We start from the raw sequence: 13299 nt of genomic DNA, 5'->3' as shown, positions 1-13299 counted from the left end.
GTGCTCGCCATGAGACGCCAACGCGGTGTCGCGGTGCGGCATGTGGTCCGGCGTGTATCGCAATGTCTGCTCGTGATGTTCGCCTTTGTTGTCGCGCTGATGCCGCCGGCGGCGGCCCAGCCTGTCGCTGATTCATCGCATCCGCAAGTCGGCGGCGCCTTTCCTGCCACGTTGACCATCGGCGTTCTAGCGAATGGATGGTTGCCTCTCGACGGACTTCAGGACGGTCAACCAACCGGCTTGAGCGCCGACTATCTCCGCGCTCTCGTTGGGTCGAACGTCGTGATCGAGTCCAAAGTGTTCCCTGACATGCCGCAGCTACTGGCCGCAGCCTGCGCCGGCAATGTCGATCTGGTCATGAGTCTCGCGCGTACACCCGAGCGGGAACGCTGCTTCAGCTTCAGCGCGCCGTACTTTCGGGCGTCGGCATCGGTGGTGGTACGTCGCGACGGCAATGTGTACACGAGCGCTGCCCAGCTTGCCGGCGCGCGCCTCGCGGTGGAGAAAGGGTTTGCGCTGGAGCGTTCGTTGCGCGAGCGCTTTCCACGCGCCCAGCTGGCAACCTTCGCCAGTACGCACGCAGCGCTTCAGGCGGTCGCACAAGGCGATGCCGATGCCTATCTCGGCTTTACTCCGGTCGTTCAGTATGCGCTGGCCACCGGGGAATTCCGCGGCCTGCAAGTTGCTTTCGAGGAAGGCGGCAGAATCGCTGACTTGCGCTTTGCCGTCCCGCGCAGCCGGGTGGCGCTACGCGACCAGATCGATCGTGCGCTCGCTTCCATGAGTCCGGCCGACGACACGGCGATCCGTGCGCGCTGGCTATCCAGCAGCTTCGACGCGCAAGCTGTCTCCACTGCGCGGCGCCTCGCACTGACAGCCGAGAAGCAGCGCATCCCACAGAAGGGGCTGGCCGGCAACACGGCGGAGTCGGGAACGTGGAGCGTTACCGCCGTGCGCCTTTTGCCCTTGCTGATTGGTATCGGTCTCGTGTTGCTGGTTACGCTACGCGCGTATCTGCTGCTGCAACGCGAGGTCAGGCTGCGCAAGCAGACCGAACGCGAACTGGCGCTACAGCTTAACTTTCAGGAAACCATGATGGAGATGGTTCCTTATCCGCTCGTCGCCAAAGATCTGGATGGACGCTACATCGCGATTAACCGTGCGTATGAAGAAGTGTGTGGTTTGCGCCGCGAAGCGGTGATCGGACGTACGGCCGTCGAGGTCCAGGCATGGGGTGAAGCCAATAGCCACGTTCTGGATGACCTCACACGCAAGATGCTGAACGGCGGCGAGCCTGCGCAGGCGGAACTCGAGTTTGAACGCAGCACAGGTGACCTGCGGCACGGCCTGTTCTGGTCACGGATATGTCATAGCAGCGACGGCAGGGCCAGTTGTGTGCTCGGAACCATGGTCGATATCACCGATATCCGGCGTGCTGAAATGCTCGCGCGCGAAACCGAGCGGCGCCTTTTCGACGTCACGCGCTCATTGCCGGCTGTCGTATTTCAATTGCGACGCACCGTGGGCGGCGCGTATTCGTTTCCGTATATCGGCGGCGACACACGACATCTGCTGGGCGCCGCCCCTGCCTCGTCGATGAACCGCGAAGAAATCGATTTCAGACGTGTCTGCGAAGAGGACCGGCCTTTCGTGCTGGCCGAACTTGAGCGATCGGCGCGTTGCGAAACGCCGGTGAATATGGAGTTCCGCTTCGAAGTCGAGTGTGAGATCAAGTGGGCGCGCGCGGAGCTGGTGCCGCGTCGCGAGAGCGATGGCAGTGTTGTCTGGAGCGGCTATTGGGTGGACGCGAGCGTCGAGCACGCGCGGTCCGAGGAACTCGCGCGAGCGCGCGACGTGGCAGAAGCCGCCTCGCGTGCAAAAGATGACTTTGTCGCGATGATGAGTCACGAAATCCGTACGCCGATGAACGGCGTGCTCGGCCTCGTCGAAGTGCTGGAGCGCACGCCGCTCAATGCGGATCAGGGGGAAATGTTGAGCATGATCCACGAGTCGGCGGGGGCATTGCTGCAGATTCTGGACGACTTGCTCGACTATTCGAAGATCGAAGCGGGGCGGCTGACTATCGAAGCCGAACCGATCGACATGCGCGAGTTGGTCGACAACGCGGTCGGTTTACTCGCGGGCCGCGCCCACGAAAAGGGCTTGAAAGTACGCGTGGATATCGCGCCCGAAGTCGCGGCTACGCTCCGTGGAGACAGCGTGCGATTGCGGCAGATTCTGTTCAACCTGCTCGGCAACGCCATCAAGTTCACGCCGAAGGGCGAGGTCGACGTGCAGGTCGCGGTCGTCGATCAGGCCGGCGACGTTCAGACGATCGAGATGACTGTCGAGGACACTGGCATCGGCATTGCGCCGGAGCTGCAGGCGCAGTTGTTCGAGCCGTTCGTGCAGGCGGAGACGTCTACTACCCGCCGCTTCGGCGGTACCGGCCTTGGTCTGACGATATGCCGCAAGTTGATCGATCTGATGAACGGAACCCTTGAATTGCATAGCGAACCTGATGTCGGTACACGCATGACGGTGCGCCTCACCATGCCAGTGGCATCGCAGCACTACTCAGTGAACGGCTTGCGCGGCAAGCGCGGCGTTGTGGCGACGGACGACGCGCGGGTCGCACAGGCGCTGATGCATTTCGGCCAGGCCCTTGGACTAGAACTGAGTCGCGTATCGCCGCATGTGGCCGAACTATGCGATTCCGCCGGCCTGGAAGGCGTGGATATGATTTTCGTGAGTGAAGATGCGGCGCTGCCGACGAACGCCAGGCCCGGGTCGCGGATCATCTGCCTGACCGAGAAACCCAAGCCGACGGGCTATCGCATCCTCGACAGCAACGTGCGCGTCAGTATCAACCCAATCTCGTGGCGTGGTCTCGGTGCGGCGTGCGCCGCGGCGATGACGGGGTTGCCATCCATGGCGCCGCATTCCACCGGCATGCCGCGCAAGGCCGAAGGCGCTGCTGTCCCGCCGGACCGCGAACGGGCAATTGCCAGCGGACGGCTCATCCTGGTTGCGGAAGACCACCCGGTCAATCAGGAGTTGATTCGTCATCAACTGGCCTTGCTCGGTTTTGCCTGCGACGTGGCGAACGACGGCGTCGAGGCACTGGCCGCGCTCGAGCAAACCAGCTATGGATGCCTGATCACGGACTGCCACATGCCGAACCTGTCCGGCTACGAATTGGCCCGGCGTATCCGGGAACGGGAGCAGGATGGCATGCACCATTTGCCGATCCTCGGGATTACCGCGAACACCGCGCCGGAAGACCTGAAGCTATGTCGCGACGCCGGCATGGACGACTGTCTCGTCAAGCCGACGCGGCTTGCTACGCTACGCGAATACCTGAGCCGTTGGTTCGGCACTGACAGCGCATGGCAAGCGGCTCCCGGTGAAACGCTCAGCGCACCGCCGGTTTTCGGGCAGGATGCGCATGGCGGCGCCGAGCCATTTGTCCCTGTCGACCTGAGTCATATGACGCAGTTGTGGGGAAGCGAATCGACCGTCAAGGCATTGCTCGATTCATTCGTGTCATCTGTGCGCGAAGACGTGCAGGCATTGTCGCCGCTACTCGAACACGCCGAGGTCGAGCGTCTGCGCGAGTGGCATCATCGCGTGGCGGGAGCTGCGAGCGTATTGCAATACCCGCCGCTGCTCAACGCGTTGGAGGACTACCGCCAGGGTATCACCGTCAAGACGCCGGAGCGCTTGCGCAGCGACGGGTTGGCTTTGGTGCGCAAGTGCAATGCGATGCTGGATGGAATCGAGGAACAGGCTGCGTTACTTGCATGACGCTACTTCACGCCGCATCGCACCGAGGCGCGGCTGTAACGCCTCGCTTGCGCGACCGCATTGACGCGCGCTCGTGAATAAATCCACGCAGCGAATCGAGAGGACGAAAAAAAACGCGGCCGAAGCCGCGTTAAAGATTTGGAGACATCCCTCGATGAAGGAGTCACTTCTCGCAGTCGGAAGCATAATCCGGATGGCGCAAAAGATTCAGTACGAATTGCGCAATTAACTGTTTGTAAATATCGAAGAAGGCGTCGCGCAGATCGCCGCAATGTCATTTGACCCCGACGCAAACAGCTGTAACGGATTTGCACTAGTATGTGGTGGCTCTGCGCGTGACCGAAATGTCGGTGCGGCGGTGCATCAAAGTCCGGAGAAGACCATGATTGCGCTTCGAAAACTAAATCTTGCTGTGGTGTTGTGGGCGTTGGCATCGGGCGTCGCTTTTGCGGATACGGTGGCGTTGAAGGCTGACCTCGAACCGTCGAGCGAGGTGCCGCCGCGCGTGAGTCACGGGCACGGCATGTTGAACGCCACGTTCGATACGTCGACCAAGTCCCTGCAATGGACGGTCACCTATGAAGGGCTGAGTGGTCCGGCAACCGCCGCGCACTTCCACGGCCCGGCGCCGGTCGGGCAGAACGCGAAGGTCCAGGTGCCAATCGGCAAGGACGCGTTGGCGAGCCCGATCAAAGGATCGGCGGCGCTCACCGAACAGCAGGTGACGGACCTGATGGCGGGACAGTGGTACTTCAACGTCCATACCGAGCAGAATCCGACGGGTGAGATTCGCGGGCAGGTTTTGCCGGCGAACTAGGCAAGAGGACAACGAGAAAAGCCTTGCCCGGTGGCGCGGGCGCTTTTTCGAGATTAGAAGCCGCCGTCCACTGGCGCGGCGGCGAACGCACGTACCATGTTGGGACACTATCGAAGGAGCGTGTCCCAATGAGTTGGCAAAGTGCACTCGCCTGCTGGTATCTGCGTAAGCAGTTTCGACCGCAAACTCTCAAGCCGACTATCAATGTGGAGAAGGCGCGTGCGCTGACAGCCAAGCGCGCCTGGTCGCCGCGCGTGCCGGGGGGCTGGCGTCTGCGCGAGTCGTACGGGCCGAACGATTGGCCGCTGCAGGGTGAGTGGATCGAGCGCGCCGACGGCGTGTCCACTTCCGGGAATGGCCCGACCGTGCTATATTGCCACGGTGGTGGCTACTACTTCTGTTCGCCGCGTACGCATCGCTCGCTCGTATTCGGACTCGCCACGCGTGCGAACGCACCGATCTTTTCCCTCGACTACCATCTCGCTCCCGAGCACCGTTTTCCGGCGGCGCTCGATGATGCAACAGCAGCCTACCGTCAGCTGATCGCGGACGGCACGCCGCCCGAGTCGATTGTAATCGCGGGGGATTCAGCGGGCGGCGGCCTTGCGCTCGCTACGGTAGTCGCCTTGCGCGACGCCGGCGATCCGTTGCCGGCAGGCTGCCTGCTGTTCTCGCCGTGGACCGATCTCGCCGCTGCCGGCGCCACCATTCGCACCAACGACGGTCTCGATCCCATGTTCAGCGGTCCCGCCATCGCGCGGGCCGCGCAGGTTTATCTCGGCGATACGCCCGCCACGCACCCCTACGCTTCGCCGGTCTATGCCGACATGCAAGGCTTGCCGCCGCTCTTCATCATGGCGGGCAGCACCGAGGTATTGCTCGATGATTCGCAACGCGTTGCCGACAAGGCGCGCGCGGCGGGCGTCGACTGCGAACTCGAAGTGTGGAAGAAGATGCCGCACGTCTGGCCCTTGTTCACGCCATTCATCCCGGAAGGCGGCCGCGCACTCGACCGCGCCGCGGCCTTCGTGCGGCGCGTGACGAGTGCAACAACGAGCGGGCGCGACACGACCGCTCAGCCGTCCAAAGTGACGTCGATCGCCTGATAGGCGGCTTCGACCGTTTCCAGGCCGTATTGCCGCTCCAGCCGCCGCACGGTGAAGTGACCGTGCGCGACCTGCTGGAAGTGGTCGATGAATACCGTGTTGACCATCGCGCCAAGCACCGCGCCAATCGCCGGAATCGACTTGGCGGCGATTTGCTCGCTCACCTGCACCGAAAAGCGCGCGGCAATTGTGTTGAGCAGACGTAGCAAGGCCGCCGAGCCATGCGCGGTGAAGCCTTTCGTCGCGATTTCGGATGAAGCCTTCGATACCGCCTGCGCCAGCGCGCCGCGCATGATGAAGTAGCCGAAGTCGGCGTCGTCGTCGGCCTTCGAGGTGCCGCCCATGCCGAGCACCGTCAGGCATTGCAGCTGCGTGTCGATCGACGACAGATCCTCGCCTTCGCTACGCGCGATGTCGCAGATCGAGCGAAACATCAACGTGGTCGTGACCGGTAACTCGACGGGCAGCGCGAACAGACCGAATGCGCCGCCAGCCGCGCCGGTGGTCGCCACAGCGAACTTGTGCAGCAGATTGCTCGGTTTGTCGGGCACCACAAGGGGCGAGGCGCCGGCCTGCCGTCCCAACGTGCGCAGCGCGATCGAGAGGCATTTGCGCAACGCGAGTTCCGTCGCATCCGTGACCTTTTCGTTGGCAAAAGCCGGCATGCGCGCGAGCAGTTTCTCGAGCGGTGAGCCGACGATGCTCGCCAATTTCATCGCCAGCGCGGGGCTCTCCAGTTCGTGTTTCGCGCGTCGCAGCGCGCTCAGGTCGTCGTCCGATAAGGATTGTGCTGCGAGCGAACTCGGCTCCATGTGCCTCCCTGGCGTCTTGTGTTGTTCATTCTTCAGTCGATTGCCGATGCGGCGAGCCGCACCGGCGTGTTCCAGCTTAGAGCATCACCTCATGGTATGATTCCCGATCGTTTGACGAGTCAACTGTTGCTCCATCAAAAATGGCTGTCCATACCGCGGCCCACCACTCGAGTGGGCAAGTTTTACCTTTCCGTGAGTCGCTGCTGGCGATGCTCGGCGTTTCCTTCGTTTCGATGCTGGTCGCACTAGACCAGACCGTGGTCGGCACCGCGCTGCCCACGATCGTCGCGGAACTGAAGGGTTTCGAGCTCTACGCGTGGGTCGGCACCTTGTATTTGCTGACCTCGGTGATCACCGTGCCGATCTTCGGCCGCCTCGGCGATTACTACGGGCGCAAGCCATTTGTGATCGCATCGATCGTCGTGTTCACTGCGGCTTCGGTGCTCTGCGGCGCTGCCAACAACATGCTGTTCCTCGTGCTCGCGCGCGGCTTGCAGGGCATCGGCGGCGGCATGCTGGTCGGCACCGCCTTCGCGTGCATTCCTGATCTGTTTCCCGACTCGGTCGTGCGACTGCGCTGGCAGGTGCTGATGAGTTCGGCGTTCGGGATTGCGAACGCGGTGGGGCCGTCGCTCGGCGGTTTTCTCACGCAGTACTACGGCTGGCGCTCGGTTTTCTATGTGAATCTGCCGGTCGGTTTGCTGTCGCTATTTTTCGTCTGGCGCTTTCTGCCGCATCTGCGGCACATCGAGCACGAAGGAAAGATGCGGCTCGATTGGCCGGGTGCGTTGTTGATCGCGGTGGCGCTCGGTTCGCTGCAATTGTTCGTCGAGTTGCTGCCGAAGCACGGCGTCACCTTGAGCGCCTTCGCGTTGCTTGCGCTGAGCGTCGCCTCTGCATACGGCTTGTGGCAGTGGGAAAAGCGCTGCCCGACGGCGATTCTGCCGGTGGATATGTTTCGCAATCGCAGTCTGGCCGCGCTCTTCACGCTCGCCGTGCTGGGCGGCTTCACAATGTTCTCGTTGCTGTTCTACGCACCGTTGCTATTTCAGGGCGGCTTCGGGATGTCGCCGAAAGAGGCGGGGCTTGTCATTACGCCGCTCGTCGTATTCATCACGATCGGCAGTATCGCCAATGGCCGCATCGTCTCACGTGTACGCAATCCGAATCTGATGCTGTACGTCGGCTTCGCGCTGGTGGCGCTGTCGTGCCTCGGCGTGGTCGTCGCGACGCGTGCCATGCCTCAATGGCTGCTGATGTCGTTCATGGTGCTCGGCGGACTCGGTCTCGGCTTCGTGATGCCGAATCTGACGATCTTCGCGCAGCAGACCGCGGGCCGCGAACACCTCGGTATCGCCACCGCGTTGCTGCAGTCGCTGCGGATGATCGGCGGGATGATCGGCACGGCGTTGACCGGCACGCTGATCAGCCATATGTACGCGAGCGGCGTGCGTAGTGCGCTCGAAAACGATCACGCGTCGCAGTGGTTCGCCGATCTCGGCGACCCGCAAATCCTCATCAATCATGATGCGCAAACCACCTTGCTCGGCCAGCTGACGCATGCGGGCCACAACGGCGCGATGCTGCTCGAGAGTGCGCGCGAGTCGCTCGTTTCAGCCATTCATCTGGGTCTCGCGCTCGCGGCGATCATCGCCGTGGTGTCCGTGTGGCAAAGCCGGCGTGTGCCGCCGGTCAAGCTTCAGCGCAAGCTCGAGCCGGTGATCCACGCGGATTGATTTTTTAGCCTTACCGTTTTACTGACAGATCATGGAAGAACAGGACCGCGTCGCCGTCATGCAGCAGTTCGGCCGCACTTATCGGGCGTTCATGTCGGCATTCGAAGCTCACGTGGGCCATCCGTTGCCGCGCTGGCGCATTCTGCTCGCGCTGCACGAACAGGCCGGCGAATCGTCGCAGAAGCGGCTGGTCGAGCGCTTGCGCGTCGATCCGGGTGCGCTTACGCGGCAACTGAAAACGCTGGAGGGTCTAGGCTGGATTGCTCGCAGCATGGATACCCGCGATAACCGCGTGACCAATGTGCGGTTGACCGAAGCGGGACGGTCGGCGACCGAAGCCAGCTTGCCGCGTCGTAACGCTTTTTTGCACGACACGATGGCGGCATTACCGGACGAAGCGCTGAGCGCGTTGTCGGGGGCGTTGAAGATGCTGGAAGTGCGGATTGGCGAAGTGGCGGCTGCGACTGGCGCTGCGGCTGCGTCGGCTGCCCAGGTGTCTGACACGGCGGAGGCCGACCCGGCTCGCTGAGCCAGCGAGGGCTGAACCTGCCGATTGAGCGGCAAGGCTGCAACAAACGGCGCGCCACCTTGCGGTGAAACGCGCCGTTTCCATCACGATCAGAAGAACGTTTCGATCACTTCCGTGACGCGATACGACGGATCGACCACCAGCACCTGACGCCACTTGTCAAACGTCAGGCAGGGATGCGAGATGTCGAACGCGATCATGTCGCCGACCTTCAGATCGGCGCCCGCGGGAATCCGCAGATACGCGTGCTGATCCATCAAGCCGAAAATCTCCCAACCTTCGCTCGCCGCGATATCGCGTGGCGCTTCGGTGCCCGGACGATAGTGGCGTGACGGCTCCGGCATGCCTGCGTCGAAAGCGGAATCGCGTTTGCCGAGGCCGATGATTGCGCGATCCGGTTCCGGAATCGACTGCACATACGCCCACAATTGCAGCGCCGGCAGCAAGCCTTCGCCCATTTTCTTCGCGACCGGATTGCGCGCGAAGATGTCCGTCTGCGCTTTGCGGTACACGCCGACGTCATGCGTCAGATAGCAGCCGGGCCGCAGCACGACTTCGACCTTGCCGGTCTCCGAGGCCTTCACGAATTCTTCTGCGACCACGTCGTACCAGGCCGAGCCGGCGCCTGACAGAACAGCCGGCGTGCGGGCAAAACGCCCTTCGTCGACGAGCGCGCGCGTCACAGCGACGGCGCTCTGCAGGAACTCGCGTACTTCGTGTTCTTCTTTCAGCACGCCTTCATACAATTCGACGCCTGCCAGCTTCAACACATCCGGATAGCGCGCGATCGCCTCGAGCACCGCGTTGCGCTGCGCTTCGTCGCGCACGCCGGTGCGGCCGCCCGGCACGCCGAGCTCGAGCAACACCTGCAGCGGCTTGCGTACCGACGTGAAAAACTGACCCAGTTGTTCGACGCCTTCGACCGAATCGACGAGGCAGAAGAACTCGAAATCCGGGTCGCTCAACAACTCGGCGATCATCATCATGTTGCGGCGGCCGACTAGCTGGTTGGCCATCAGGATCCGCGACACACCGCCGTGATACGCGGCGCGCACCTGATGCGCGGTGGCGAGCGTGATGCCCCATGCGCCGGTTTCGAGCTGACGGCGAAACAGTTGCGGCGCCATGGTGGTCTTGCCGTGCGGCGCGAGCTTGACGCCGTATTCCGCGACGAACGCCTGCATCCACTTCAGGTTGTGTTCCACACGATCCGCGTACAGCACTGCGGCGGGCAGGCTCACGTCTTCGTTCAGCAGGTTCCACTCGAGGCGCGCGGCATCCGTGAGTTGGATGCTGGTGCCCGGAACCATGCCCAAGCCCTTGCTATAAGGATCAATCGTTGCGCCCTGATAGTTTGTAACTTTCATGTCTCCCTGCTCCATCGTCCAGTTAAATCGAATCAAAGTTGACTTTACCATGTTACCGAAAGTACGATGGTTGGAGGAATGTTATTTAGTACCACGGTTTTCCGGAAGCGCTTTGTAAGCGTTCGCGAGACACCCCACAGCCTGCAATGAACTTAACCGCCGAACCGCTGGCCTTTGATATCGTCGCGCGCATCGCCGAATGCGCGCCGGAACTGCGTTCGGCCGAACGGAAGGTTGCCGCGCTGATTCTCGACGACCTGACCGGCGCATCGCGCGCCAGTATTGGCGCGCTCGCCCAGCAGGCGGAGGTGAGCGTCGCGACCGTGACGCGCTTTGCCAAGGCGGTGGGTTGTCGCGACGTGCGGGAGTTGAAGCTGCGGCTCGCGCAGGCGGCCGCTGTCGGGCAGCGCTTCCTGCAGGCGGGCGGACCCACCGACGCGCCCGAACCGATTGCCACCCGCGTGTTCGACGAACTGCAGACCGCGCTGGCACATAACCACCAACTTCTTCGTCAGGCGCCTTTAGCCGAAGCCGCAGCCACGCTGCGCGCCGCGCGGATGATCTACGTGTTCGGCATGGGCGGCGGCTCGACCGCGCTTGCCGACGAAATGCGGTTCAGGCTCGTGCGCCTCGGCCGGCCGGTTGCAACCTATCAGGACGGCCTGTTGCAGCGCATGGTGGCGAGCACCGTGTCGCGCGAATGCGTGGTGATTGCGTTGTCCACCACCGGGCGCGTGCCCGAGATGGTCGAGAACTGCAAGATCGCGCGCAGCTACGGGGCGACTGTGATCGCTCTGACCGCGCCGGCTTCGCCGTTGGCCAAACTGGCCGATTGGGTGATCCCGATCGTCGCCTTCGAAACCGATTTCATTTACAAGCCGTCGTCGTCGCGCTACGCGATGATGATGGCGCTCGATGTGCTCGTCACCGAACTTGCCGTGAGTCAGGGTGACGAGAGCCGCGAATTGCTGCGCCGCATGAAGCACGCGCTCGACGCGCACCGTGGCGGCGGCGACCGACAACCGTTAGGAGACTGATCCATGCATTCGCATCCCGAAGCCGCCGATACGCTGATCGTCGGCGCGCAACTGTACGACGGCACGGGCGCGCCGCCGGTCGAACGCGACGTAGCGATCCGCGACGGCCGCATCGCCGCGATCGGCAATCTGTCGAACTGGCTCGCCGAAGAGGTGATCGAGGCGAACGGCCGCGCGCTGGCGCCAGGCTTCATCGACGTTCATACGCATGACGACACGCACGTGATCCGTTCGCCGCAAATGCTGCCGAAGATCACGCAGGGCGTGACGACGGTGATCGTCGGCAATTGCGGGATCAGCGCGTCGCCGGTGTCGCTGAAGGGCGATCCGCCTGATCCGATGAATCTGCTTGGCGAGCGCGATGCGTTCCAGTACCCGACTTTCGCTGCGTACGTCGAAGCGGTGAACGCCGCGCGCCCGGCAGTGAATGTCGGCGCGCTGATTGGGCACACGGCGTTGCGCAGCAATCAGATGGACCGGCTCGATCGCGCGGCGACCGCGGCGGAAATTGACGGCATGCGCGCGCAACTCGAAGAGGCGTTGTCGAACGGGGCGTTGGGTTTGAGTTCAGGGCTCGCCTACGGCTCCGCCTTCTCCGCGCCGACCGAAGAAGTGATGGCGCTGGCCGAACCGCTTGCCGCCGCAGGCGCGCTTTACACCACGCACATGCGCACCGAGTTCGACGCGATTCTCGACGCGATGGACGAGGCGTACCGGGTGGGCCGTCACGCGCACGTGCCGGTGGTGATTTCGCATCTGAAGTGCGCGGGTCCGTCGAACTGGGGGCGTAGCGTTGAGGTGCTGAAGTCGCTGGAGGGCGCCCGTCGTTTGCAGCCGATCGGTTGCGATTGCTATCCGTACAACCGCAGTTCGTCGACGCTTGACGTGAAGCAGGTGACGGGTGACATCGACATCACGATCACGTGGTCCGAGCCGCATCCCGAGATGGCGGGCAAGCTGATCAGCGAGATTGCTGCCGAATGGGGCGTCACGCAGCAGGAGGCCGGCAAGCGCTTGCAGCCGGCGGGCGCGGTGTATCACAACATGTCCGAGGACGACGTGCGGCGCATTCTGTCGCATCCCGCGACGATGGTTGGCTCGGATGGATTGCCAAACGATCCGTTGCCGCATCCGCGGTTGTGGGGCGCGTTTCCCCGCGTGCTTGGGCACTACGTACGTGACGCCGGTTTGCTGCCGCTTGAAGAGGCGGTGCGCAAGATGACCAGCTTGTCGGCGCGCCGGTTTGGCTTGGCGCAGCGTGGCGAGGTGCACATCGGTTATCACGCGGATCTGGTGTTGTTCGACCCGGCCAAAGTGCGCGACGCGGCGACGTTCGAGAAGCCGCAACAGGCGGCCGATGGAATCGACGCGGTGTGGGTGAATGGCGTGTTGGCTTACCGCGATGGCGCGGTGACTGGCGAACGGGCAGGGCACTTTGTGGCGCGTGGTGCGGCGTCGAAGGGCGATGCGCACGGCGCGTTTTGATTTTTTTCTGATTGATGTGGCTGATGTGGCACGGGGTTGTGGCGTTGCTCGCGCTGCGTGCCGGACTTTTTAAGGAGTTGGATGATGAAGCGATATGGCGTTGAAGGTGGCAAGGGTACGGGTGGTCAACATATGCCCTTTGCTCGAGCGGTCGAAGCGGATGGCTGGTTGTTCGTTTCCGGGCAGACGCCGATGGAAAATGGCGAGGTGATCAATGGTGGGATTGTTGAGCAATCGCACAAGGCGATTCAGAATGTTTTCGCTATTTTGAAGGAAGCCGGGTATGGGGCGGAGCATGTTGTCCGCTGTGGTGTGTGGCTGGATGATCCGCGGGATTTTGCTTCGTTTAATAAGGTGTTTCGGGAGTATTTTGGGGAGAATCCGCCTGCGCGGGCGTGTGTGGTTTCTTCGATGGTGATTGATTGTCGGGTTGAGGTTGACTGCGTCGCTTATAAGAAGCCTTCGGTTTAAGGTTTTTTGGTCGTCGTAGGCGCTGATTGGGCTTTTTGCCTGCGCGGCGCTTGTTTGTCAGTGTTCCTGGGGCTTTGGCCTTTCCTTGTTTTGTTAGTGGTCTATTAGTGTTGCCCCTGTGCGGGGCGGCAC

The 13299-nt window shown here is 62.5% G+C and carries 10 protein-coding genes; 8 read left to right on the top strand and 2 right to left on the bottom strand.

The annotated features are described in order from the left end of the window. Positions 1–9: 9 nt before the first annotated feature. The 3 genes from M0D66_RS15735 to M0D66_RS15725 all read left to right on the top strand — a co-directional run bounded on the left by M0D66_RS15735 (position 10) and on the right by M0D66_RS15725 (position 5730). Complete coding sequence (locus M0D66_RS15735) at positions 10–3807, top strand: ATP-binding protein (RefSeq protein WP_266210978.1); 3798 nt, start codon at positions 10–12, stop codon at positions 3805–3807. Between the two features lie 382 nt (positions 3808–4189). Beyond that, complete coding sequence (locus M0D66_RS15730) at positions 4190–4624, top strand: CHRD domain-containing protein (RefSeq protein WP_093643597.1); 435 nt, start codon at positions 4190–4192, stop codon at positions 4622–4624. A 128-nt stretch (positions 4625–4752) separates the two neighbouring features. Next, positions 4753–5730 (top strand): alpha/beta hydrolase, encoded by a 978-nt coding sequence (locus M0D66_RS15725; protein ID WP_266210977.1) that lies wholly within the window; start codon positions 4753–4755, stop codon positions 5728–5730. Here M0D66_RS15725 and M0D66_RS15720 read toward each other — a convergent pair. Next, the gene (locus tag M0D66_RS15720; RefSeq protein ID WP_093643593.1) at positions 5700–6542 is read right to left on the bottom strand and encodes an EcsC family protein; all 843 of its coding nucleotides are present in this window, start codon (positions 6540–6542) and stop codon (positions 5700–5702) included. The genes M0D66_RS15725 and M0D66_RS15720 overlap by 31 nt on opposite strands. A gap of 140 nt (positions 6543–6682) precedes the next feature. On the opposite strand from M0D66_RS15720, the gene M0D66_RS15715 reads away from it, so the two are divergent. Both M0D66_RS15715 and M0D66_RS15710 read left to right on the top strand, forming a co-directional pair. Further along, on the top strand, positions 6683–8278 hold the full coding sequence (locus tag M0D66_RS15715; RefSeq protein ID WP_266210976.1) for an MDR family MFS transporter: 1596 nt from the start codon (positions 6683–6685) through the stop codon (positions 8276–8278). A gap of 31 nt (positions 8279–8309) precedes the next feature. After that, a complete protein-coding gene (locus M0D66_RS15710) occupies positions 8310–8807 on the top strand; it encodes a MarR family winged helix-turn-helix transcriptional regulator (protein ID WP_093643589.1) in 498 nt (165 codons plus the stop codon). Positions 8808–8896: 89 nt separating this feature from the next. On the opposite strand, the gene M0D66_RS15705 is transcribed toward M0D66_RS15710, so the two are convergent. Next, a complete protein-coding gene (locus tag M0D66_RS15705; protein ID WP_097391271.1) occupies positions 8897–10174 on the bottom strand; it encodes an amino acid deaminase in 1278 nt (425 codons plus the stop codon). A 146-nt stretch (positions 10175–10320) separates the two neighbouring features. On the opposite strand from M0D66_RS15705, the gene M0D66_RS15700 reads away from it, so the two are divergent. From M0D66_RS15700 to M0D66_RS15690, 3 genes are all read left to right on the top strand, one after another. Continuing rightward, positions 10321–11211 carry a MurR/RpiR family transcriptional regulator gene (locus M0D66_RS15700; RefSeq protein WP_200653946.1) on the top strand — a complete coding sequence of 297 codons (891 nt, stop codon included), beginning with the start codon at positions 10321–10323 and terminating at the stop codon, positions 11209–11211. Positions 11212–11214: 3 nt separating this feature from the next. Further along, positions 11215–12696, top strand: a complete 1482-nt coding sequence (locus M0D66_RS15695; RefSeq protein ID WP_211702910.1) for an amidohydrolase family protein — start codon at positions 11215–11217, stop codon at positions 12694–12696. Between the two features lie 84 nt (positions 12697–12780). Next, positions 12781–13167, top strand: a complete 387-nt coding sequence (locus M0D66_RS15690) for a RidA family protein (protein ID WP_120344304.1) — start codon at positions 12781–12783, stop codon at positions 13165–13167. Positions 13168–13299: the final 132 nt, after the last annotated feature.

It is taken from the genome of Paraburkholderia sp. SECH2 (genome assembly GCF_030464795.1).
Classification (GTDB): Bacteria; Pseudomonadota; Gammaproteobacteria; order Burkholderiales; family Burkholderiaceae; genus Paraburkholderia; species Paraburkholderia aspalathi.
The sequence above is the reverse complement of the archived record's forward strand: the minus strand, read 5'-3'. Positions and strand labels throughout refer to the sequence as shown.